Raw genomic sequence first — 23,068 nt, forward strand, 5'->3', positions numbered from 1 at the left:
GATGATACGAGACGAACGCATCCAATCCGAGCAGTTACGACGCATCGACGAGGAACTACGGACCGAGTGGCCGACCGGGCAGAAAGTCGATTTCGAGGAAGCGGTTCGCTACCACGAGTCGCTCCCGGCACACAAACGATTTGCCGACGTCCTCGAGGGAGCCGACCAACCGCTCTTGCAACCCAGAGCGGGCGTCCCACGACTCGAGGACCAGATCGAGTTGCTCCAGTATCTCCACACCGAGGGGGAAGCCGATCTCCTCCCCACGACCATCGACTCCTACACGCGCGACAACGAATACGCAAAAGCTCAAGAGGGGCTCGAAAACGCTCGCGAGTCCGGCACGGATACCCTCAACGGCTTTCCGGCGGTCAACCACGGCATCGACGGCTGCCGGGCGTTGATCGACTCTGTCGACGCCCCCATCGAAGTTCGCCACGGCACGCCGGACGCCCGATTGCTAGCTGCCATCACCTTCGCCGGTGGGTTTCAGAGCTTCGAAGGGGGTCCAATTTCGTACAACATCCCCTACACCAAGCGCCACGACCTGGCGACGACCATCGAACACTGGCAGTTCGTCGACCGTCTCGCCGGCGCGTACACCGAGCGAGGGGTGCGAATCAATCGCGAACCGTTCGGTCCGCTCACCGGCACCCTCGTCCCCCCGAGTATCGCCATTACCGTGATGCTCCTGGAGGGACTGCTCGCGGCAACCCAGGGTGTCCGATCGCTCACGCTCGGCTACGGACAGGTCGGCAACGTCGTTCAGGACGTGGCCGCCCTGCGGGCCCTTCGCTCACTCGGAGAAGAGTACTTGCCCGATGCGGTGTGTGTGACGACCGTCTTCCACGAGTGGATGGGGGGATTCCCGCCGGACGAGGCACGGGCGAACGGCGTCATCAGCCTCGGCGGCATGACCGCGGCAATCGCCAGACCCGACAAGGTCATCACGAAATCACCGCAGGAGTTCCAGGGCGTCCCCACGAAAGAGGCCAACGCGGCCGGCTTGCGAACGACGAGACAGGTCATCGATATGGCACTCGAACAGCAGATCGACATCGACGGTATCGAAGACGAACAGGCGTTGATCGAACGTGAAACCCACGCGTTGATGGACACTGTGTTCGATCACGGCGACGGCGACGTGGCTCGAGGCACCATCCGAGCGTTCGACGCCGGCACACTCGACGTCCCGTTCGCGCCCAGTGACAGCGCGAGCGGAGCGGTCTTGCCCGCCAGGGACGACGACGGTCGCGTTCGTATCCTCGAGTTCGGTGACCTCGCCATGGGCGAGGATATCCGCGAGATTCACGCGGCCCGACTCGCCCGCCGTGCCGAAACCGAGGGCCGAAAACAGTCGTTCCGTATGGTCGCCGACGACGTCGACGCGATCAGCGACGGTCGTCTCATCGGTCGGCCCAACGGAGGTGGAAACCGTGCAGATTGAATCGGTTCGAGCCACCCCTGGCCTTGCAGGATTCTACACGGACGACCAGCGAGCGATCAAAGACGGGGCTCGAACCGACGGGTTTGCCTACGATGGCGACCCGGTGACGGAGGGCTTCGATGCCATCCGACAGGCTGGCGAAGCGCTTCTCGTGGACCTCGAACTGACCGACGGGACGGTCGTTCGCGGCGACTGCGCTGCCGTCCAGTACTCGGGTGCTGGCGGGCGCGACCCGGTCTTTCGCGCCGACAGGTGCAAACCGCTCGTCGAAGGTCCCGTCGCAGACGCGTTCGAGGGGCGCGATCCGCGAGCGTTCGGCGAGAACGTGGCCTCCCTCGAGTCGCTCGGACCGGACGGCAAGCCACTGGCTCGGGACGGCGAGTTAGCCGGCAGTTCCGGGGAACAACTGCACACGGCCATCCGCTACGGCGTCTCACAGGCGCTGCTCGCCGCCGCCGCTCGAGCCCGCGGAACGACAATGACCGACGTACTCGCCGAGACGCTGGGAACCCAGCCAGCAACCGAACCCGTTCCCGTGTTCGGCCAATCCGGCGACGACCGGCGAACGAACGCCGAAAAGATGCTGCTCAAAGGCGTGCCAGTCCTGCCACACGGGCTGTTCAACAGCCGCTCGAAGATGGGACCCGACGGAGAGAAACTCGTGGCCTACCTCGAGTGGCTTCGAGAGCGCTCGAACGAACTGGCACCTTCCGGCTACGAGCCCCGATTTCACATCGACGTCTACGGCATGATCGGCGAACTGTTCGGTGCCCCCTTCGACAGCGACGCTGTGCTCGAGTATTTCGAACGCCTCGAGGAGGCGACGGGCCACATTCCGCTCCAGATCGAGGGTCCGATGGATGTCGGCACCCGCGAGTGTCAGATTCACGCGATGGCTGAGTTACGAGATGGCCTCGATTCGACGGGCATCGACGTCGATATCGTCGCCGACGAGTGGTGCAACACGCTCGAAGACGTCCGCGCGTTCGTCGATGCCGGGGCGGCGGACGTCGTCCAGATCAAGACGCCCGACCTCGGCTCAGTTCACCGCAGCGGCGAGGCCGTTCGCTACTGCGAGGGGACGGACACGCGAGCGTACCTCGGCGGGACCTGCAACGAGACCGATCGCTCTGCCCGCGTCTGTGCACACGTGGCCCTCGCCACCGACGCCGCACAGGTGCTCGCCAAGCCCGGCATGGGCTTCGACGAGGGCTACATGATCGTCGAAAACGAGATGCGCCGAACGCTGGCCCGGCGGGTAGCGAGGGAGTCGGAAGCCACCACACAGACGGAGGTGATGGCGAATGACTGACGACCTCGGAATGACTGACGACCTCGAGTGGACCGACACGGACACGTTCGCACGGGCACTCGAGCGGGCCGAGACCCGCGAGAAAGGACACTGCTTCGAGGATTTCGAGGTGGGTCAGCGCATCGACCACGAACCCGGCCTGACGCTCACCCGCTGGGGGAACGAACTGTGGACGAGCCAGACGTTGAACCACGATACGCGCTACTGGCGGCGGGACGTGGCTCGAACGCATGGAGGAAAGGACGTGGCTCGAACGCATGGGAGCGGGCCCGATGGTACTCAGACGCGTGGCTCTGCGTCTGCCGCGGACGCTCGAGACGGGGAGTCGGGCGGTGAAGAACTCGACGCGCCGCCGATTCATCCCGACTACCTGCTGGCGGCCACCCTCGGCTGTACCGTCGAGGACCTGAGCGAGAAAGGCGGCTACTTCCTCGGCCGAACCAACGTTCGGTTTCCGGTCGACGGAATCGCACCCGGCACCGACCTCCGCGTCGAAAGCGAGGTCCTCGAGACCAAGACCTCCCGCTCCCGGCCCGAGTACGGTATCGTCACCTGGCAGACTCGAGGCTACGATGGTGACACCGAAGAGACGCTGTGTACGTACGAACGAACGAACATGATTCCGCGTCGAGAGCCGGCATCGGTGGAGACCGATGGCGGAAGTGAGCGGCCTCCTTCCGAGCAGGCGGCCACCCCGTCGCTTCCGGAGCCCTTCATCACGCCCGGGGGCGAAGCGTTCGAGGATTTCGAGGCCGCCCTCGAGACCGCTCGAGGCGAAAACGGTGTCGTCGCCTACCGACACGAGCGCGGCCGCACAATGGATGACGTGACCGTCGCCACCCTCCCGCTCGCGACGCTCAACACGGCCAAACAACACCACAACGTCGACGCGATGGCCAACTCGCCATCGGGCGACATCGTCACCTACGGCGACGTCACCCGATCGACGGCCCTCGGCCACGCCCGGTCGGACGAACGCACGTTCCGCGAGGTCGGGTTCGAAAACGAACAGTTCCACACGTTCGTCACGCCCGGCGACACCGTCTACTGTTTCACCCGCGTCCTCGAGACCAGCCGTGAAACGACGACAGCCAACGGACGAGCGGGGACGGTCAGATTCGAACACATCGCGTTCAACCAGCGCGACGAACCGGTGTACTCCGGCACTCGTACCGCCGAAATCCTCACTCGAGATACGTGAGCGACGAGTATCCGCCCCGAGGACCGACACACGAACTGCAACAAAGCAACCGGATGAAGCGACAAAAACGACCGGACGAAGCGACAAAAACGACCGGACGAAGCGACGAAATCGACCGGACACCACGACAAAAACGACCGGACACCACGACAAAAACGACCAGAAATAGCGACAAAAACGACCAGAAATAGCGACAAAAGCAATAGCATGACTCGACACATCTGCCGAACGTTCCAGACCGCACCGGCCGCCGTCCCCAGAGACGACACGGCGAAATACCTCCGCTCGGGCCTCACCGCCGAGGGCTTTCAGGCTCCCGACTGGCTCGTCCCCGACCTCGAGGACGGCACCGCACCCGATATGAAGGCGACCGCCCTCGAGAACGTCTGCGAACTCGTCCCCGAACACGACTTCCCGGGCGAAATCTGGCCGCGCGTCCAGTGGAGTTACGACGACGAGAGCTTTCGGGACCGAGGCCGCGAGGAGATCGCGACGCTCGTTCGGGAACTCGGTGACCATATCGACGGCGTCGTCGTCCCGAAAGTCGGCCGTCGCGGAGACGTCGAACGAGCGCTCGAGGCGGTCGCCGATGCCGAATCCGAAGCCGGGCTGTCCGATGGTTCGATCGGCCTCTCGATCATCATCGAGACCGCGGCTGCACGGTCTGACCTCCGAGAAATATCGATGCTCGGGGACGGTTCCCACGCGAGGCTCACCGCACTCGTCTTCGGCCCGGTCGACTACGCCGCCGAACTCGGCGGCCGGGACCTCGGTGATGGTCGCCCGCGCTGGGACGGCCTCCTCGAGGCGCTGTCGAACGAGGCCAGCGCGAACGGGTTGCTCGCCATCGGCGGCCCCTTCGACGACCTCTTTCGGGAACGGGCGGGCGTCACCATCTACAACGCCGACGCCTACGCCGACCAGGTTGAGCGCGAGGCCCAGATCGGACTCGATGGCTCCTGGTCGCTGTACCCGAAACAGACCGTCCAGGCCAATCGAATTCACCTGCCAACGCCCGCCGAACTCGAGCGCGACGTCCACAAAATCGAGCGGTTCAACGCGGCCAAAGCCGAGGGCACGGGCGCGGTGACCATCGACGGACAGATGGTCGACGAGGCGACGTTCAAGAACTTTCGCAACACCGTCGTAACGGTGCGAACGGTCCACGGAACTCGACCCGAACAGACGACCGAGTTGTACGACGATGGATTGCTCGAGCGTGTGCTGGACCTCGAACTTTCCTATCGGTAACCGTAGTATTTTCATATCAGTATCAAAATATTTGTTTTGGCAGACGGGAGGATTATTACCCAGTAATCCGAATAGCAGGGTATGGATTACAAGGACGCCGTCGTCGCCGGCCTCGCGTTCCTCTCCGGTATGACCGGTGCAGCCATAGCCGGCGGGATCGGTCTCGTTGCTGGGCTTTTCGTGGGTGCTGGCTTCGGTGCAACCTGGGCACACAGAACCGATCGACGTACACGACAGAAACCCAAAGCGCCGAATCAACCACCTGAGAAGTGAATCAGGTGAGTGATATTCCTGGTTCGTTCTCGAGTGAGACCCCATCCCACAAATATCACTCATCAAATACACATCCAGACAAGTTACTGATTGTTCCTGCGGAGCAGTGTTGGGCGCTGAACGAGCAGGACTCGATTGTCGGACAGACTCGAGCGATAGACGGATAGTAGCCATTGAAGCGATTTACACACCTACTGCGACGCCTGCTTGCGATAGGGTGTGCAATGACTTTCACTGGCTACTATAGTACTCGAGTATAGCAGTGCCCTCGAAAATAAGGGCCTTCGACACTGCAATCGGCGACCGTCGGCGACACCAAGCGGAACCACACTTTTTTCTCGGCCCAGGGCCCAGGTTCAGTATGGCAATCCTCGTTCCCTACGACGGTTCGACACCCGCCCAGCAGGCGGTTCGACACGCAGCCGAGACCTATCCCGACGCCGAGTTGATCCTCCTGCGGGTGATCGAGCTCGCGGAGGGCTACACGAGCGCGGGATACAATCTCCTGCGAGAACGGTTCGACGAGGCCGAAGCGGCACCCGATGTGTCCACAGAATTACGGACCCTCCTGGATGAGGCTGGCGTCGAGTTCCGGGTCGAAACCGCCGTCGGCTCTCCCGCTCGAGAGATCGTCGAGTTCGCCGCCGAGAACGACGTGGACCACATCGTGGTCGGAAGCCACGGTCGACAGGGCGTCTCCAGGGTCCTGCTCGGAAGCGTCGCCGAGAAAGTGGTTCGCCGGGCACCGATACCGGTGACAGTGGTTCGATAGCGCCTCTACAGAAGGTCGTTATTCTTCGTCGTCATCGAGACGTTTGGCCAGTTCGATGATTTCGACTTCCCAGTCGTGCGTCGATCCGCGCGTTTGAAACTCCCAGGCGCCACGAACGTCGACGTCGGCTTTGATCGCCTTTTCTATCACCTCGGCGAGGATAGCCTCGAATTCGTCGGCAGTGGTGATCGAAAGGTCGCTGAGTTGATCGCGTGTCATAATGGATGGGCCACAATCCTCGACTCGAAGAGTTGGGGGTAAGCCACGACCACATCCACACCACTGGGTCGTACTTCGCGTAGGGCGTTCGGTCCACTCCCCTCGAGGGTCGCCACCCCAATAGGTCTGCCGTTCTGCATGGTACACCATGCAAACCTCGTGTACGTTGGTGCACCAGGCCGACTATATTTACCCCTCTCGGTCCCCAACGTATATAGAAGGATGGCTGTTATCGTGCATCTACGGATTCCGGCCGACTCGTTCGAACTCGGTCGGATCCTCGAGTTGGAAGCCAGCGGGACGATAGAACTCGAGAACATGGTCCCGCTTGGCGAAAAAGCCGTCCCGTTCTTCTCGGTGACCGATGACGTTCGAGAATCGTTCGAGGAAAACGTCGAGGCGCACCCGTCGGTCGAACGCATCGTCGAAGTGACCCACCACAACAACGAGCGATTGTATTCGCTCGACTGGAACGTTTCCCGCGACGTGTTTTTCCAGGGAATCCTCGAGTTGCAGGGACAACTCCTGAGCGCGACCGGTACACCGAGCACGTGGGAGTTCGAGATTCGGTTTCCAACGCACGATTCGCTCAGTGAATTCCAGGAGTACTGTTCGAACGGGCATATCCCCCTCGAGGTCGGACGGATTTACAACCCCGTTCGGCCCGGGACTGGTATGTGGTACGGGGTGACGAAAGCCCAGCGCGAAACGCTGATGCGTGCTGTGCAGGGTGGATACTACGCAATCCCCCGCCGAATGTCCACCCAGGACCTGGCTGATGAACTCGGAATATCCGATCAGGCCGTCACGGAGCGACTTCGACGGGCTATCGAGACGCTCACTGAAAACACACTCATCGCCATGGATGAGGAACTCGAAGACACGTTCGAGCCGGTCCAGAATACCTGATCACCGCTACAGACGGTGCCGAGCCTGCTGCTGCCGGGGGTAGATCAAATGCTTGGTTCACCATGCCATATGGATAAGCACCTGTGAGACATATCGACACACGTGAGTGATACGATGGGTTTTAACCAGATCGCGAATGCTCTTGGGGCGCAAGCACGGCGCCACATACTCCTGACACTACTGGATCACAATCCAGTGGGACAAACGGAAACTATGGCGGAAATCCATCCCCGAAAGAAGGACGTACGGGAACTGGAGTTGATCCATTCCCATCTACCAACACTCGATGACATGGGCTACATCGTGTGGGATCGCGAACACGAGAATATCGTCAAGGGGCCAAACTGGGAGGAAATCGAGCCGGTGATTCGGTTACTCAGGGAGAACAGCGACGAAATACCGGCAGATACGTTTTAAGCGAAAATATCCAAACTCACCGATTCGCCTCGAGCCATTCGCGTAGCTCCTCACCCGGAATGAACCCATCGGCCCGTCTCGCGACCACGTCACCGTTTTCGAACAGGACGAAGAGGGGGACGCTACGAACGTCGAATCGCTCGATCAGCGGTGGATCATCTCGCGGGTTGATCGTTCCCACCGCGATATCCGTCGATTTGGCGATGCCGGTAATAACGGGTTCCATCGACGCACAGATGCCACAGCCATCGGTGTAAAACTCGAGCAAGACGACCGAGTGTTCGTCGACGAACGACTCGAGGTCTGACTCGTCCTCGAGGGCAACGGGTCGGTTGACTGGTTCGTCGCCGTCGGGTGGGGCAGTGTCGCTCATAGCTCTAGAATGCGCTCGAGGTACCTTGAGCGTATGGCCTCGAAGAAGGGAGTGGCCGATGGAAAGAGAGTACCCAGTGAAACTCATTACACACCGTCTCAACGGCACCCGTAGACTGCATTAGTCCCTATGCGCGTCGATATTCCGACCCGTCGCCGAAACAATTGCTCCCGTTTCGCCCTCTCACGCCGCGATGATTTTCAGGCACTTTAATAGGGGTCGCTGAGTCCCAACGGCATATGGAACACGTTGACGTCGCCATCGTCGGCGGTGGCCCGGCCGGCGCATCCGCCGCCGAGCGCGCCGCGGCCCACGGTGCCGAAACCGTCCTCTTCGAGCAGGGCGTCCCCCGCGAAGATCGCGAGGGACTCGGCCCCGATTCGACCGACGCTGCGGGGATGCTCGACTACTGGATCGACATCATGGACTTCGACTACGAGGAGATTCCCGACGAGATCATCCACCGCGAACTCGAGGGAACCGAGTTCATCGGCCCTTCGAGTCGCGTCCGCCTCGAGACGACTGGCATCGAAGCCAGCTATCCGAAGTTCGGCTACACCTTCCACCGCGCCCGAATGGACGACTGGCTCCACGAACGCGCGGCCGACGCTGGAGCCGACCTCCGTGTCGGAACGGGCGTCAAGAATCTCGAGACCGACCTCTCCGGTACCGAGACGACCCATAGACTGACGCTTTCGAACGGCGACCAGGTCGAGGCAACCCACGTCGTGCTGGCCGACGGTCCACAGCGTCGAATCACGCTGAACGCTCTCGATCAGTTCCTCCCGGTTGGTAAGAGCGTCTCGGATCACCTCTCGCCGCCGAAAGCGAATCACATCGCCTACCAGGAATATCGCGAGTTCCCCGAAGAACTGTTCGAGGAGTTCGAGGACACCCTCAAGTTCTGGTGGGGGTACATGCCCGGCGAAACCGCCTATCCGTGGATCTTCCCCAACGACGGGACGGTCGCCCGCGTCGGCCTGACGATGCCCATCGGGATGGACCTCGCGGACGTCGCCCACCCCGAATCGTACAAACTCCTGCGTCCGAGCGACGAGCGCATCCCACAGGGTGGCGAGTACATCCGCCGTCTGCTCGAACTCGAGTACGGCGACGAGTACGACATCGAAGAAGACATTCCCCTCGTCGAAGACCGCGGGAAGTCGAAGGGCACCGAAACCTATCCGATCTCCTCGACGCGTCCCATCGAGTCGCCGGTGGGAGCGAACATCGCCGTCGCGGGCGGTGCGATGGGCACCACGTCGGCGTTCCACGAAGGCGGCTACCACGTCGCCGTTCGCTCGGGCAAGATCGCCGGGCGACTCGCAGCGACTGACGGGCTCGAACACTACAACGAGGTCTGGAAACGCGCAATCGGTGACGAACTCCTGCGGAACATCGCGTTCGCCGACATCGTCAAAGACTACGAACCCGACGACTGGGATTGGGCGTTCGACGTCGTCAGCGGGATGCAAGGCTCGAGCAACGAGGGATCGATTCTCGGCAAGAAATACAGTGCCGGCGTGGGTGCGACGAAGATTCTTGCGGCGTACAAGCGACGGAAGTTCAAATTCCGCGACGGAAAGTACGTTCAGTTGCGCGAAGACGAGTACGTGTACTGAGCGCAAACGGATAGCGTCGTAGCTGACGTGGTTTTTATTCACTCGAGAGTCGTTTCATCGCCCCCGCAAGTACCCGCGTTGCCGTCGCACAGTCCTCCCAGTCGGTCCACTCGAGCGGGCTGTGGGAGTAGCCTCCGCGCGAGGGGGCAAAGAGCATCCCGGCGTCAGTAACGCGGGCGACGTGCATCGCATCGTGAGCTGCCCCGGAGTGGAGGTCCAGCGAGTCGATATCCATCGCGGCTGTTTCGGATTCGAGTGCCTGCCGACAGCGCTCGCTCATCGGGGCTGGCTCGACCTCGAGGTGACGTTCGATCGTCGTTTCTACGCCACGTTCGCCCTCAAGATCCTCGAGGAACGTCTCGGCCTCCCCGAGCAACTCGCGCATGACCTCGCCGTCCACGTCTCGCACGTCTACACCGAGGTCGACGGAGCCGGGAATCACGTTCGTCGCGTTCGGTCGAGCAGTACACTTGCCAACCGTCGCGACCGCAGTGTTACCGCCGGCTTCGGCCGCGCGACTGCCTGCCGCCTCGAGTCTCAGTACGAACTCGCTGGCGGCCGCGAACGCGTCGGTCCGGTCGTCCATCGCGGTCGTGCCAGCGTGGTTGGCCTCACCGCGTATTCGGACGCTCGAGTGTGAGATACCCGTGATATCGGTGACGATGCCGACAGGAACGTCGCGGGACTCGAGTACGGTATCCTGCTCGACGTGAACCTCGAGGAAGGCGTCCCAATCGCTCGCGTCGAGTCGACCCTCGCCACGGTAGCCGATGGCTTCGAGGGCGTCCCCGAGCGTTCGTTCCTCATCCTGGCACTCACCGCCGTCGCTCAGCGCGCCGCCGTCGGACAGGGCCAGGGCGTCTTCGGCCGAGCGCTGGCCGGTGGCAACCGATGAGCCGAGCAATCCGCCCGAGAATGTCGACCCCTCCTCTTCGGTGAACGAGACGACCGTGAGCGGGCGGACAGGTTCGAATCCAGATTCCTGTAACGAGCGAACGGCTTCGAGGGCAGCGTAAACGCCCAGCGCCCCATCGAAGATACCGCCCTCGGGGACCGAATCGAGATGACTGCCGGCGGCGACCGCTCCGGCCTCCCGGTCGGCGCTGGGGGGCGTCCAGGTCCCGGTCACGTTACCGACGGCGTCGACACCGACGGTCAGTCCGGCGGCCTCGAGTCGCTCGACGAACCGATCTCGAGCCTGCCGATTGGCTTCGCTGCCCGTGAGCACCGTTCGCCCCCAGCCCTCGGACGCGTCAACTTCTCCAATCTTGCCGGAGGCCTCGAGGTCGGCCCGTAATCGTTCCGCGTCGATATCCATACCCGCGTCTCGTCGGCCAGGGCGATGTGTGTTGTGTCACAGGCGATCCACACCGAGGCAGTTTCGTCCGGACGACGTGTCAGGGAAACTGTCGTGACACTGTACCGTCGAGCGCTCGTTACGAGGTTTGGGTTCGGTGGCACGCAACTATACGAGAGGTCCGCTCATACGGTCTACTGTCACTTTTTCCCGGGGTTGCCCATACCGGATCGGCAATCACCGGGAAGCGAATACAGTAACCCGTCTCAGTTCTTGCAGTCGCCTCCGGATAGCACGCCACTCGAGACACCACGCTTTTTGCCCTCCCGGCACCATCTTCGACCAGCATGTCCGTCGAAAACGACGTCCTTCCCTACGTCGATAACCTGGTGTACGAACCGACGCAAGTCCACGACCACGGCGTCGACCTGACGGTCAGCGCCATCTACGAGGTCGCCGGTCCCGGCCGACTGGATTTCGGCGGCGACGAACTCGAGGACGCAGACCTCGAGCCCGTGGAAACCGAGCCGCGAAATCCGGACGACGAGTACGAGTGGTGGGATCTCCAGGGCGGCCAGTACGTCGTCCAGTACAACGAGTTCCTGACCGGGGCGGACGGCCCGCTCGTGGTCCAGCCCCGAAACGAGTTGCTGGCCCGCGGTGGCACCCACCCGACCGTCCACGTGGTCTCTCACCTGCCGTTGTTGCCGCTGTCGGTTCCCGCCGGTGGCCTCAGACTCAAAGAAAACGCGCGGGTTTCGACGTTGCTATCGACGGTCGCTACCGACGACGAGAGCGATGCCACGGCCGTCGACGCAACCGAGCAGTAACCGTACGACGTGGCTACCGTCCCCAGTACTCACACCGAACGATTGTTGCAACGTCACTTTAGTTGCGGTAATATTCGATTTACTCGGCACTGATTTCTGGCGTGGTGTGGGCGACATATAACGCGAACGTGTGTCAGCTTCATATACGAGTTTGGTGGAGATTGTCCCGGTGATACAGTGACCGAAACCAGCTTTGCCACCCACGAATGGTGGGAATCGTTCAAGGAGACGGTGAACGACGACGACGAGATGCAAGTGCGAGGGCACGACAAGTTCGACGAAAACTTCTACATCGACATCGGTGACGAGCGAGTCCTCATCAGAATGGACGGCGGACAGATCAGCGACATCACGCCGAACCCGACGATGAACCACCAGTGGTCGTTCGGCGTCGAAGGTGACCGCGAAGCCTGGGAAGAGTTCGTCCAGGAGACACCTCCCGCGTTCAATCACGAGATCATCGCCTCGCACTATCGCAGTGCGGTTCGCAACGAGGACGGGCACCTCCAGTTGACCGGCGACAACAAGCGTATCTTCCAGAACCTACGTGCGTTCCAGCGAACGCTGGATCTGATGCGCGTGGCACACAACAACGGAGGCTCATAGATGACGGGGACACACCAACACGGCGACGTCGAACCGATTACGGGCAAATACGTCCACGTCGAAATCGAGGGCGTCAACCACCGCGTGTACGTCGAAGAGAACGGTCCCGAAGACGGCATCCCGCTGCTCTGTCAGCACACCGCGGGGAACAACTGTCAGGAGTGGCGACACCTTCTGACCGACGAGAATCTGACCGAAGACTTTCGCATCATCGCTCACGACCTGCCGTTCCACGGCAAATCCGTGCCACCGACGACACAGCAGTGGTGGACCGAAGACTACACCATGACCGCAAAGCGGTTCACCGAAACCCTCGTCGGTATCGCCGACGCGATGGACCTCGAGGACCCCATCTACATGGGCTCGAGCATGGGCGGAAACATCTGTCTCGAGCTGGCAGACTGGTATCCGGACCGATTCCGTGCACTGATCGGTCTCGAGTGCGGAGCGCACAGTCCCGGCTTCTACATCGACTGGCTGGACCACCCGGAAGTGAACACCACGGAGGTAAACGCCTACGCCTGCTGGGGGCTGATGGCACCGCAGAGCCCCGAACAGGCCCGACGGGAGACGATGTATCTCTACGAGCAGGGGGCGACGGGGGTGTTCAAAGGCGACCTGTACTACTACTCCGTCGATCACGATTACCGGGACAAACTCGACCAGGTCAACGCCCAGGAGTGTCCGCTCTATATCGTCAACGGCGAGTACGATTACCTGACGACCCCCGAAGATGGTCGACAGACGGCAGAGGGTATCGGTGAAGGCGCAGTCGCCGTCGAAATGGCCGAAATCGGCCACTTCCCGATGAGCGAACATCCCGAACTGTTCAACGCCTACATTACGGAGATTCTGGCGGACGTCACCGGCGAACGGGACGAGGACCTCCCGGACGTGATGACGCCAGATGATGTGGGTATCGAACTACACCCACCAGCACCAGCCCGCGAGAAACCAGCGGACTGAGACGGCAGCTTTAGCCCTCGAGCGTATTTTTCCTCGAGAGTATTGTATTATGAGAAGAGAGGTTTGGACGTTGAAAACGATCAGTACAGCAACCTCTTTTACCGGGGTCCTCCCTCGTTCGCTTTGCTCACCCGGTCGAACCCCGGTAAAACCCGTTGATGCCAAAAGGCCGCCGTCGCGGGGTTTCACCCCGCTCCGGCGGTGAACCGCTCACTTCGTTCGCGGATGCTCAACAATTCCTAGTGTTCTATTCGCAGCTGTACTGATCGTTGTGGACGATACAATGACACGCTGTCGAGACTCGAGACACGTCACCGGAGCGTATCGCTGCCGTTCTCGGGTTATAAAAGTCCGTTTACGATGAGGGCAAGCGAGATTGCGATACTGAGCAGCCCAGCCGCAACTCCAAGCCGGCGCTTTCGTGTCTCGGTCATACACTACTCTACTGCAGGAATGAGACATATATCATTTTTCAACTGTACCGGGAGACCACCGATAAACTCAGATTATCTGATGGTATTTGAGATCGACGTATAAAGGAGACTCAATAACACGCCAAGCCTTAAGTCAGCAGCCTCGCTGGTTCAGGATATTGCGTCCATGAAAACGCGCCCTGTTGCACAAAAAACCGAAGACGGTTCGACCACGATTTATGACCCCGAAAACGACGACGCCTGGATTCGGTCGGAAACCAGCTTTTCACTGGCCTGGCAAACCTGACTGTGGTACTCGTTAGGCGCCCGTCTCTCCGGCGGCCGCCCGCGCCGCCTCACACACGGATTTCACGCGCTCGCTCGAGACCCGGTTCGTGGTTTCCCCATCGACTTTGAGAGCGGTGCCGACGATCGCGCCGCTCGCCCCGGCCGCGAGGCAGTCGTCTACCGTCTCAGCGGTGACTCCGCTTCCGACGAAGACGGGGACGTCTCGTTCGAGACCCTCGAGGGCCGACGCAACTCGTTCGACATCCTCGAGCCCGGTTTCTTGGCCGGTCCCGCTCCCGGAGACGATGAGGCCGTCCGCTCGCCCGCGTTCGGCGGTCTCGAGCGCCGTCCGCTCGAGACTCGCGTCGCCAACTGGCGTCGCGTGTTTGACGTGTACGTCCGCCAGAATACCCACGTCGGCCTCGAGTCGGTCGCGAAGCCGGAGCGTCTCGTGAGCCTGTCCCTCGAGGACGCCCTGGTCGGTTGCGGCGGCCCCGACGTGCACGTTCACCCTGATAAACGACGCGCCGGCCGCCGCGGCGACTGAGAGCGCGGCTTCGGCGTCGTTTCTGAGGACGTTGATGCCCACCGGAACGTCGACCGCGCTGGTCAACGTCGTCGCGATGGCACTCATTTCCGCGACCGTGTGTGTCGGGACCGAATCGGGATAGAACGGCGAATCACCGAAGTTCTCGACCACGATACCGTCCACGCCGCCAGCCTCGAGCGCCGCCGCGTCCTCGAGGACTCGGGTTCGAATCGCTTCGCGGCTCCCGTCGTAGCCGGGGGCACCGGGCAGTGCAGGCAGGTGAATCATCCCGAGAATCGGGCGGTCTGTCTCGAACGTCTCCTGTAGATTCCAGGCCATAGCGACAGTTGCTCGAGCGAGGCGATTATCCTGTTGGTCTCGAGAGGCGAGTTTTCGGATTGATATCGATAATGTAGTTTTTGGAACCAATAATGTAGTATATTATACAAGAATTATAGTATTTACTATTGTTTTTATAGTGGAGCGCTCGAGTTCCGGCAAACACCTCGGCTGTCGCGTCGGTTTTCCCCCTCGAGACGCAACGGTGGTCAATGACCGATCTGTTCTCCTCGCTGCAGCTTCGTGACCTCGAGATTCCAAACCGCATCGCTGTCTCGCCGATGTGCCAGTACTCCTCGCCGACGGACGGGCTGGCTCGCGAGTGGCACCGCGTTCACCTCGGAAGCCGTGCCGTGGGCGGGGCGGGCCTCGTGATGGCCGAGGCCACGGCCGTCGAACCCCGCGGGCGCATCTCGACCCACGACCTCGGCATCTGGAGTGACGAACACGTCCGGGCGCTCGAGCCGATCACGGCGTTCGTGAAAGACCAGGGTTCGGTCCCGGCGATTCAACTCGCCCATGCGGGCCACAAGGCGAGCAAGAACCAGCCCTGGGAGGGGAGTCTCCCCGTGCCGGAATCCGAAGGCGGCTGGGAAGTGCTCTCGCCCTCGCCCGAAGCGTACCCCTTCGAGCACGAACCCGAGTCCATGCGTCGGGCGACGGCGGCTGATATCGAGTCCGTCATCGAGTCGTTCCGCTCGAGTGCCGAGCGCTCGCTCGAGGCCGGGTTCGACGTCGCAGAGGTGCACGCCGCCCACGGCTACCTGTTGCACCAGTTTCTCTCGCCGGTCACGAATCGCCGGGAGGACGACTACGGCGGGAGTTTCGAGAACCGAACCCGCATCGTCCGTGAAATAACAGCAGCCGTGCGGGAGGTCTGGCCCGACGATAAACCCGTGTTCGTCCGGATTTCCGGGACTGACTGGCTCCCCGACCGCGAGTCCTGGGACCTCGAGGGGTCGAAACGCCTCGCCAGCGACCTCGTCGAACTCGGCGTCGACCTGATCGACGTCAGTTCCGGCGGGATTCACCCCGACCAGGAAGGCCCCTCGGGGCCGAACTACCAGGTGCCCCTCGCGGAGGGAATCGGCGACGCCGTCGGCAACGAAGTCGCCGTCGGTGCCGTCGGCGGTATCACCCAGCCCGAACAGGCCGACGCCCTCGTCCGCAACGACCGGGCCGACCTCGTGCTAATCGCTCGAGAGTTCCTTCGCGATCCGTACTTCCCGCTTCGCTGGGCCGACGACCTCGGCCTCGAGGGCCCCGAGTGGCCGGTGCAGTACCGTCGTGCGGTCGGGAAGTGAGAATCAGTTCCCGGTCACTCGTCTTTCCACTTGATCGAACAACCCTGTGAGGGCTGCCACTCGAGGTCGACGTCTTCGCCGGCGAGGACGGCGTCGATAGCTTCGCGAATGTGGAATCGCGTCGGTTCGTCGTCGGGATTCAGCGCGTCGTCGAGGCGGCCCTGATACACCAGTCGGAACTCCTCACCGTCGTTCTCGAACAGGAACGGGTCCGGAGTACAGACCGCTCCGTAGGCCGTGGCGACGGCCTGAGTGTGGTCGTACAGGTAAGCGTCGTAGGCGATGGTGCCGTCCTCGACGAGTTCCTGCATGTTCTCGAAGGAGTCCTCGGGGTACTCCTCGGCGTCGTTGGAGTTGATACCGACGACGGCGACGTCCTCGTACTCCGCGGCCAGTTCGTTGAGCGGATCGAACTTCGCCTTCGCGTACGGGCAGTGGTTGCAGGTGAAGACGACCAGCAGGGCCTCGTTATCCTCGAACGACTCGAGCGTGTACGTCTCTCCGTCTGCGCCCTCGAGTTCGAAACTCGGTGCAGGGTCGCCGGCCTCGAGTTCGGACTCGGACTCTTTCAGTGCCATGTTGGCGGCTTCCGTGCGACTGGGCTTAAACGTCGTGTTCTCGGAACACACCATCACAACGTTTTTATTCTACCTGAGACTACCTCGAGACACGATGGTAGGTGTCTACTTTACAGGGCCGCCCGCCCGCTTTTAAACCTCACCTACTTCCTGCTGTTCCGAATCACCAACGAGCTATTGCTGTCTCCGGACAGTCATCACACAGCCACCATGTCAGAATCCGAATCCCAATCCGACGCTGAACAGTCACCGATTACGGTCATCCTCCCGGATGGCTCCGAACTCGAGGTCCCCGCCGACGCCACGGTCGAAGACTGCGCCTACGAGATTGGCCCCGGTCTCGGCCGCGACACCGTCGCCGGCAAACTCGACGGCGAACTCGTCGCCAAGGAGGCCCCGGTCTACGACGGCGTGCGCCTCGAAATCGTCACCGACCAGTCAGACGAGTACCGCGAGGTACTCCGTCACTCGGCGGCCCACTGTCTCGCCCAGGCCGTCGAGCGCCACTTCGACGACGTCAAACTCGCCATCGGCCCGCCGACCGATGAAGGCTTTTATTACGACTTCGACGACCTGGACGTCGAAGAGAGCGACTTCGACGCGCTCGAGGACGAAATTGAGGCCATCATCGAGGCCGATTACGACATCGAGCGCGAGGAGGTGTCGATCGAAGAAGCCGAAGATCGACTGGCCGACGAACCGTACAAACTCGAGTTGCTCGAAGAACTCGCTGCGGAGGGCGAGCAGGTCACCTTCTACAGCCAGGGCGAGTGGGAAGACCTCTGTGCGGGCCCCCACGTCGCATCGACGGGCGAGGTTGGCGTCGTCAAACTGCTCGAGATCGCCGGCGCGTACTGGCGCGGCGACGAGGAGAACCCGATGCAGACCCGGATCTACGGGACTGCCTTCGCCGAGGAGGGCGACCTCGAGGCCTACCTCGAGCGCCGCGAGGAAGCCAAAGAGCGCGACCACCGCAAAATCGGGTCGGAGATGGACCTGTTCTCCATCCAGGACGTGACGGGGCCGGGACTTCCGCTGTATCACCCGCCCGGAAAAACGATTCTCCGGGAACTCGAGCGCTTCGTCGAGGACCTGAACGAGGATTCGGGCTACGACTACGTCGAGACGCCCCACGTGTTCAAGACCGAACTCTGGCACCGCTCGGGACACTACGAGAACTACCAGGACGACATGTTCATCTTCGACGTCGGCGACGACGAGTTCGGCCTGAAGCCGATGAACTGTCCCGGTCACGCCGCCATCTTCCAGGACCACTCCTGGAGTTACCGCGACCTGCCAGTTCGCTACGCAGAAAACGGGAAGGTCTACCGCAAGGAACAGCGCGGCGAACTCTCGGGGCTCTCACGAGTCTGGTCGTTCACCATCGACGACGGGCACCTGTTCGTCCGCCCCGACCAGATCGAACGCGAGGTCGAGGCCATCATGGACAGCATCGACACGGTGCTCTCGACGTTCGACCTCGAGTACGAGGTTGCGCTGGCGACCCGCCCCGACAAGAGCGTCGGCAGCGACGAAATCTGGGAGAAGGCCGAATCCCAACTCGAGTCCGTCCTCGAGAAACGCAACGTCGATTACGATCTTGAGGCTGGCGACGGGGCTTTCTACGGCCCCAAAATCGACTACGCATTCAAAGACGCCATCGGGCGAAGCTGGGACGGGCCAACGGTCCAACTGGATTTCAACATGCCCGAGCGCTTCGACCTCGATTACGTCGGCGAGGACAACGACACGCACAAACCCGTGATGATCCACCGCGCGCTCTATGGCAGCTACGAGCGGTTCTTCATGATGCTCATCGAGCACTACGAGGGCAACTTCCCGTTCTGGCTCGCCCCCGAACAGGTTCGGGTTCTCCCCATCTCCGACGCGAACCTGGGCTACGCACACCGCGTGAAAAACGAGTTCGACGAGTTCCGCGTCGAGGTCGACGGCCGCGACAGCACCCTCGAGCGCAAGATTCGGGCCGCTCACGACGACCGGGTCCCCTACCAGATCATCGTCGGCGACAACGAAGAAGAAGCCGGCAACATCTCGGTTCGCGACCGCTTCGAGGACCAGGAGTACGACGTCGAAATCGAGGCGTTCAAAGCCCACCTCGAGGCCGAACGCGACGAGAAACGACCGGAGCCGGATTTCCTGGCCGAGTAAGCCTGCCTCGGGCCAGTAGTCGGTCTGCTAGCCGAGTAAACCGTATCAGGCTGGCTGTGGCCGCCGTTCGGGTCGATGTTCGATGACGAACTCCCGGAGGTCGGCACCGAGTTTTAACAGTACCAGCACGATCAATCCTGGGAGCGTCGAGTGCAACAGGACGACGAACACGACGCCAAGCGTCACGACCAGGTGCATGAACCAGAGGCGACGATAGGCGTACCCGATAACGTCATCGGGGACAGCCGTTCGATACGCCCCGAGGAAGACGTACTCGTGGCCGGTCGTGAACAGATAATTGAGCGTGAATGCCCCGAGTGCGAGCCAGAACCACGACTCGAGGGAAGCGGTCACGGCTGTCCACTCGGGAACCAGGAAAAACAGCCAGAGCACCAGACCGTGGGCGACCCAGAAGCCAAAGTGTTGAAGGAGAAAGCCGCCGGCTTCACGTCGATTTCGCGAGCGCCGACGGCTCGAGGCGTCGATCACCGCTGCCGATTGGGTGGTATCAGCATCCTCGAGTGGCCCACCGGCAAATCGCATCTGTACGGCCGTCGTCAGACCGACGATAGCGGTCTCGAACCAGTAGAGCAAGAGGAGTGCGCCGACACTCCACCCGGCGACGAACACGCCGACGAGCGGAAAGATATTCACGACGATGAGGCCGAAAAAGGCTAGCTGAACGTGCCGTGGAGGACCATCAGTGTTTTCTTCACCATCACTCACACCTGTTATTACCCAACGCGGCGTGAATTACGTTCCGATTCGACGATAACCACGTCCGTGGATATTCTCGGCTGTATCCGCATCGATATGTTCATACTTACACAGTCGTGACAGGCGAGGTATGAACCGCGCCGAAAAAGCCGCACTCCAGCTGAGGGCCGTCGACGTGCTGTGTATGCTCAAAGAAACTCGCACGTACGACGAACTCGCCGAGCGAACCGGCCTCCCCGCCGGCGACCTCAACCGGTACGTCAACGGCCACGTCCTCCCCGGCACCGAACGCGCCCGAACCGTCGTTGAGGACGTCGGTCGGGAAGCACTCGTCACCGAACTCGAGGCTCGCATTCGGGTCGACGAGGACGGCTACGTCGACAACTCCGGTGCCGTCTTCGATCAGCCGTTTCTCGACCTCGTCGCCCCCGTGGTCGCGGACGCGTTCGACTTCGGTCGTCCCGACGTCGTCCTCACAGCCGCGACCGACGGCATCACCCTCGCGTCCGCACTCGCGAGTTACTACGGGACCCGCTGTGCCTACGCCAAAAAGCGCAAAGAGACCGCCGTCGAAACGTTCGTCGAAGCCCGCGAACGCCTCGAGTCCGGCATCGAACTCACCTACTACCTGCCCGCCTCGGCCATCGACGAGGGCGACAGCGTCCTCGTCGTCGACGACCTGATTCGCTCCGGCGAAACGCAAGAACTCCTCCTCGACATCGTCGACACCGCTGACGCCGAAACCGCAGGCGTCTTCGCCCTGATTGCCGCCGGAACCGATGGCATCGAACGAGCGCGAGCGCGAACCGACGCCCCGGTTGGCTCACTGACTTCAGTGTGACCGCGTCGTCGCGCTGTAGAACGGACTATGGAGCGCGAAGTATTTGGCTCTCGAGAGCGTAGTAAGCCGTATGGCACAACCAAATTCAGTGTCCGACGCACTGGAAGCACTGCTCGAAGCACCCTCCGAAGACGCCCTCGAAGCGGCCGACAAAGTCGATTCCGACCTCGAGACCGAAGAGTCTCCCGACCTGCTCGAACTGCTCGAGCGTCGACACGCACTGGCCGTGTTGCGGGCGGTCGCCACGACGCCTGACTCTCGACGGTTCTCCGAACTCGAGGAAGAAATCGGCGCGGCCCCGAGTACGCTCTCGGCCAGACTCTCCGAGTTTACCGAGGCCGGCTTGCTCGAGCGCGAGTCATACGACGAGATGCCCCCGCGCGTCGAGTACCGGCCGACCGAAGCCGCCACAGCGCTGGCCCCGCTTTTCACCTACCTCCGACTGTGGGAGAGTCGCTACGGCGACGACGCCTGATCGACGAACTCGGCCTCCAGGTCGTCGAACAGGGCGCGAACCCGCTCGCTGATCTCCTCGCGAATTTCGTGGACCGTCTCGAGATCCTTCCCGTGTGGGTCCTCGAGGTCCCAGTCACGCACGTCGGTCTCGGCACCGAGTTCGAGCGTCGAACACCCCATCGTAGCGACGACGTCACAGGCCTCGAGTTCCGCGTCGGTGACAGGCTTTGGTGTTCGAGTAGAGAGGTCGAATCCCACTTCGGCCATCGCCTCGACGACGATATCGTGAACGGAGTCGGCTGGATGGGTCCCACCAGTGATGATTTCGACCTGCGATTCGAGCCCTCGCGCCTCCCGTTCGGCTTGGGCGTAGGCTGTGGCCATCTGGCTGCGACCGGCGTTCTGGACGCACACGAGTCCGATACGAGTCATTTGACGTGAGAAGGACTCGAGGTGTCCTAAGGCTTGGTATGAGGGCAGTTGTGTGTTCTATTGACATGGAGAGACGGCCCATCGTCGGTACAGCGACCGATACCGGTTTGTGACTCGCCAGTCATCGTCACCTATGACCGTCGACGCCGTCCTGTTCGACCTCGACGACACGCTCTATCCGTACGGACCCTGTAACGAGGCTGGCAAAGCCGCCGCACGAGCGACTGCGAGCGAGGGAGGCTACGAATTCGCCGCAGACCCTGATACCTTCGAAGCGTTCTATCAACGTGGCCGTCACGGGGCCAAGCGCGACGTCGCTGGTACCGCAGCCTCTCATCACCGACTGCTGTACTTCAAATACGCGCTCGAGGCGGAAACCGGCGAGCCCCAGCCCGAAGACGCGCTCGCACTCGCCGACGCCTACTGGGACGGCTACCTCGAGGCAATGTCCCTCGAGTCGGACGTTTTGGCGACGCTCGAAACGCTTCGAAACGACGGCATCTCGCTCGCGATCATCACCAATCTGACGACGCGAATCCAGCTTCGAAAACTCACGGCGCTGGGGCTCGAGGACGCGTTCGACCTCGTCCTCACCTCCGAGGAAGCCGGGCAGGAAAAGCCCGCCTCGGTCATGTTCACGCTGCCGCTCGCTCGTCTCGAGTGCCCGCCCTCCAGAGCGATGGTCGTCGGCGATTCCGTCCCGGCCGATATCGTCGGTGCGAACGCGATAGGCCTCGAGTCGGTGCTGTACTGTGCAGGTGACGACCCCGATGTGGACGCGCTATCCCCGCACGAAACTCCGGACCACCACCTACAAGCCTTCGGCGAGCTAACTGATCTGGTACGATGATGCTCGAGTCCGAGCGCCGACAGGTCGTCGACCGGGCGAGTGAGCTCGCGACGCTCACCCCCGGTCGAACCGGCAACCTCAGCGTCCGTGAAGGCGATGTGTTCGCGATTACGCCCACGGGCGTCGCCTACGACTCCTTCGACGTGCCCGACGTACCCGTCGTCGGCGTCGATGGCGAACACCGCGACGGAAACATGCTTCCGAGCAGCGAGGTGCCGATGCACGCTGCCATCTACCGGCGCGACCCCGTTGGCGCAATCGTCCACACCCACTCCCCGTGGTCGACGACGCTGGCCATCGCCAACGAACCGTTGCCACCGATTCATTACATGATCGTCGCGGTCGGCAAATCCGTTCCCGTCGCCGAGTACGCCCCCTACGGCACCGACGACCTCGCCGCGAACATCGTCGACGCGATGGAGCGAGCCGACACGACCGCGGCGTTCATCGAAAACCACGGCCTCGTGGTCACCGGCCCCGACCTCGAGACCGCCCTCGAGAACACTGTTCACGTCGAGAGTTTGGCCCGCCTCTACCTGGAAGCACGCGCGGCCGGTCTCGAGCCACAGACGCTCACCGACGGCCAGCTCGAGACGGTGCTCACGAAGTTCGAATCGTACGGTCAGGACGACTCAACGTAGCTATCGACCGAAAGAC

The 23,068-nt window shown here is 61.9% G+C and carries 25 protein-coding genes; 18 read left to right on the top strand and 7 right to left on the bottom strand.

Translation table 11 applies throughout. The features are described 5' to 3' along the window. Position 1: 1 nt before the first annotated feature. From NLK60_RS07220 to NLK60_RS07245, 6 genes are all read left to right on the top strand, one after another. Positions 2-1,447 (top strand): methylaspartate mutase subunit E, encoded by a 1,446-nt coding sequence (locus NLK60_RS07220; RefSeq protein ID WP_254810210.1) that lies wholly within the window; start codon positions 2-4, stop codon positions 1,445-1,447. Further along, positions 1,437-2,759, top strand: coding sequence for a methylaspartate ammonia-lyase (locus tag NLK60_RS07225; RefSeq protein WP_254810211.1), 1,323 nt, complete (start codon positions 1,437-1,439; stop codon positions 2,757-2,759). Before NLK60_RS07220 ends, NLK60_RS07225 begins: the two co-directional genes overlap by 11 nt. Then, a complete protein-coding gene (locus NLK60_RS07230; protein ID WP_254810212.1) occupies positions 2,752-3,960 on the top strand; it encodes an acyl dehydratase in 1,209 nt (402 codons plus the stop codon). The genes NLK60_RS07225 and NLK60_RS07230 overlap by 8 nt, the downstream gene beginning before the upstream one ends. 207 nt (positions 3,961-4,167) lie before the next feature. Continuing rightward, positions 4,168-5,211 carry an L-malyl-CoA/beta-methylmalyl-CoA lyase gene (gene citE / locus NLK60_RS07235; RefSeq protein WP_254810213.1) on the top strand — a complete coding sequence of 348 codons (1,044 nt, stop codon included), beginning with the start codon at positions 4,168-4,170 and terminating at the stop codon, positions 5,209-5,211. 81 nt (positions 5,212-5,292) lie between these two features. Further along, positions 5,293-5,484 (top strand): hypothetical protein, encoded by a 192-nt coding sequence (locus tag NLK60_RS07240; RefSeq protein WP_254810214.1) that lies wholly within the window; start codon positions 5,293-5,295, stop codon positions 5,482-5,484. Between the two features lie 361 nt (positions 5,485-5,845). Beyond that, on the top strand, positions 5,846-6,256 hold the full coding sequence (locus NLK60_RS07245; RefSeq protein ID WP_254810215.1) for a universal stress protein: 411 nt from the start codon (positions 5,846-5,848) through the stop codon (positions 6,254-6,256). An 18-nt stretch (positions 6,257-6,274) separates the two neighbouring features. On the opposite strand, the gene NLK60_RS07250 is transcribed toward NLK60_RS07245, so the two are convergent. Beyond that, on the bottom strand, positions 6,275-6,475 hold the full coding sequence (locus NLK60_RS07250; RefSeq protein ID WP_254810216.1) for a hypothetical protein: 201 nt from the start codon (positions 6,473-6,475) through the stop codon (positions 6,275-6,277). Positions 6,476-6,697: 222 nt separating this feature from the next. Here NLK60_RS07250 and NLK60_RS07255 point away from each other — a divergent pair, with 222 nt between their 5' ends. Further along, positions 6,698-7,384 carry a helix-turn-helix domain-containing protein gene (locus NLK60_RS07255; RefSeq protein WP_254810217.1) on the top strand — a complete coding sequence of 229 codons (687 nt, stop codon included), beginning with the start codon at positions 6,698-6,700 and terminating at the stop codon, positions 7,382-7,384. A 102-nt stretch (positions 7,385-7,486) separates the two neighbouring features. Then, positions 7,487-7,801, top strand: a complete 315-nt coding sequence (locus NLK60_RS07260) for a hypothetical protein (protein WP_254810218.1) — start codon at positions 7,487-7,489, stop codon at positions 7,799-7,801. 16 nt (positions 7,802-7,817) lie between these two features. Here the strand turns inward: NLK60_RS07260 and NLK60_RS07265 are convergent, their stop codons facing one another. After that, positions 7,818-8,174, bottom strand: coding sequence for a thioredoxin family protein (locus tag NLK60_RS07265; protein WP_254810219.1), 357 nt, complete (start codon positions 8,172-8,174; stop codon positions 7,818-7,820). Positions 8,175-8,413: 239 nt separating this feature from the next. Here NLK60_RS07265 and NLK60_RS07270 point away from each other — a divergent pair, with 239 nt between their 5' ends. Continuing rightward, complete coding sequence (locus NLK60_RS07270) at positions 8,414-9,796, top strand: NAD(P)/FAD-dependent oxidoreductase (protein ID WP_254810220.1); 1,383 nt, start codon at positions 8,414-8,416, stop codon at positions 9,794-9,796. Between the two features lie 34 nt (positions 9,797-9,830). Here the strand turns inward: NLK60_RS07270 and NLK60_RS07275 are convergent, their stop codons facing one another. Next, positions 9,831-11,114: a Zn-dependent hydrolase gene (locus NLK60_RS07275; RefSeq protein WP_254810221.1), complete on the bottom strand. Its 1,284-nt coding sequence runs from the start codon at positions 11,112-11,114 to the stop codon at positions 9,831-9,833. A 326-nt stretch (positions 11,115-11,440) separates the two neighbouring features. Here NLK60_RS07275 and NLK60_RS07280 point away from each other — a divergent pair, with 326 nt between their 5' ends. The 3 genes from NLK60_RS07280 (at position 11,441) to NLK60_RS07290 (ending at position 13,495) form a co-directional block, all read left to right on the top strand. Next, on the top strand, positions 11,441-11,923 hold the full coding sequence (locus NLK60_RS07280; protein ID WP_254810222.1) for a dCTP deaminase/dUTPase family protein: 483 nt from the start codon (positions 11,441-11,443) through the stop codon (positions 11,921-11,923). Positions 11,924-12,100: 177 nt separating this feature from the next. Beyond that, positions 12,101-12,529 carry a hypothetical protein gene (locus tag NLK60_RS07285; RefSeq protein WP_254810223.1) on the top strand — a complete coding sequence of 143 codons (429 nt, stop codon included), beginning with the start codon at positions 12,101-12,103 and terminating at the stop codon, positions 12,527-12,529. Further along, on the top strand, positions 12,530-13,495 hold the full coding sequence (locus NLK60_RS07290; RefSeq protein ID WP_254810224.1) for an alpha/beta fold hydrolase: 966 nt from the start codon (positions 12,530-12,532) through the stop codon (positions 13,493-13,495). Positions 13,496-14,227: 732 nt separating this feature from the next. Here NLK60_RS07290 and NLK60_RS07295 read toward each other — a convergent pair. Continuing rightward, positions 14,228-15,064 carry a BtpA/SgcQ family protein gene (locus NLK60_RS07295; protein WP_254810225.1) on the bottom strand — a complete coding sequence of 279 codons (837 nt, stop codon included), beginning with the start codon at positions 15,062-15,064 and terminating at the stop codon, positions 14,228-14,230. Between the two features lie 212 nt (positions 15,065-15,276). Between NLK60_RS07295 and NLK60_RS07300 the strand changes: the two genes are divergently transcribed. Further along, complete coding sequence (locus NLK60_RS07300) at positions 15,277-16,368, top strand: NADH:flavin oxidoreductase/NADH oxidase (protein WP_254810226.1); 1,092 nt, start codon at positions 15,277-15,279, stop codon at positions 16,366-16,368. 14 nt (positions 16,369-16,382) lie between these two features. Here the strand turns inward: NLK60_RS07300 and NLK60_RS07305 are convergent, their stop codons facing one another. After that, positions 16,383-16,946, bottom strand: a complete 564-nt coding sequence (locus NLK60_RS07305) for a thioredoxin family protein (RefSeq protein ID WP_254810227.1) — start codon at positions 16,944-16,946, stop codon at positions 16,383-16,385. Between the two features lie 210 nt (positions 16,947-17,156). On the opposite strand from NLK60_RS07305, the gene thrS reads away from it, so the two are divergent. Continuing rightward, entirely contained in the window at positions 17,157-19,115 is a 1,959-nt protein-coding gene (thrS, locus tag NLK60_RS07310; RefSeq protein WP_254810228.1) for a threonine--tRNA ligase, read from the top strand. A 45-nt stretch (positions 19,116-19,160) separates the two neighbouring features. On the opposite strand, the gene NLK60_RS07315 is transcribed toward thrS, so the two are convergent. Beyond that, positions 19,161-19,841 carry a DUF6498-containing protein gene (locus tag NLK60_RS07315; protein ID WP_254810229.1) on the bottom strand — a complete coding sequence of 227 codons (681 nt, stop codon included), beginning with the start codon at positions 19,839-19,841 and terminating at the stop codon, positions 19,161-19,163. Positions 19,842-19,962: 121 nt separating this feature from the next. Here NLK60_RS07315 and NLK60_RS07320 point away from each other — a divergent pair, with 121 nt between their 5' ends. Next, complete coding sequence (locus tag NLK60_RS07320; protein ID WP_254810230.1) at positions 19,963-20,673, top strand: phosphoribosyltransferase family protein; 711 nt, start codon at positions 19,963-19,965, stop codon at positions 20,671-20,673. Positions 20,674-20,743: 70 nt separating this feature from the next. Next, the gene (locus tag NLK60_RS07325; protein ID WP_254810231.1) at positions 20,744-21,148 is read left to right on the top strand and encodes a winged helix-turn-helix transcriptional regulator; all 405 of its coding nucleotides are present in this window, start codon (positions 20,744-20,746) and stop codon (positions 21,146-21,148) included. On the opposite strand, the gene NLK60_RS07330 is transcribed toward NLK60_RS07325, so the two are convergent. Beyond that, entirely contained in the window at positions 21,130-21,561 is a 432-nt protein-coding gene (locus tag NLK60_RS07330; protein WP_254810232.1) for an arsenate-mycothiol transferase ArsC, read from the bottom strand. The two genes, NLK60_RS07325 and NLK60_RS07330, sit on opposite strands and share 19 nt — an antisense overlap. Before the next feature lie 133 nt (positions 21,562-21,694). Between NLK60_RS07330 and NLK60_RS07335 the strand changes: the two genes are divergently transcribed. Continuing rightward, positions 21,695-22,411: a ribulose-1,5-bisphosphate 5-phosphatase gene (locus NLK60_RS07335; protein WP_254810233.1), complete on the top strand. Its 717-nt coding sequence runs from the start codon at positions 21,695-21,697 to the stop codon at positions 22,409-22,411. Further along, positions 22,408-23,052 carry a ribulose-1-phosphate aldolase gene (locus NLK60_RS07340; RefSeq protein ID WP_254810234.1) on the top strand — a complete coding sequence of 215 codons (645 nt, stop codon included), beginning with the start codon at positions 22,408-22,410 and terminating at the stop codon, positions 23,050-23,052. Before NLK60_RS07335 ends, NLK60_RS07340 begins: the two co-directional genes overlap by 4 nt. Positions 23,053-23,068: the final 16 nt, after the last annotated feature.

This window comes from Natronosalvus amylolyticus (assembly GCF_024298845.1).
Classification (GTDB): Archaea; Halobacteriota; Halobacteria; order Halobacteriales; family Natrialbaceae; genus Natronosalvus; species Natronosalvus amylolyticus.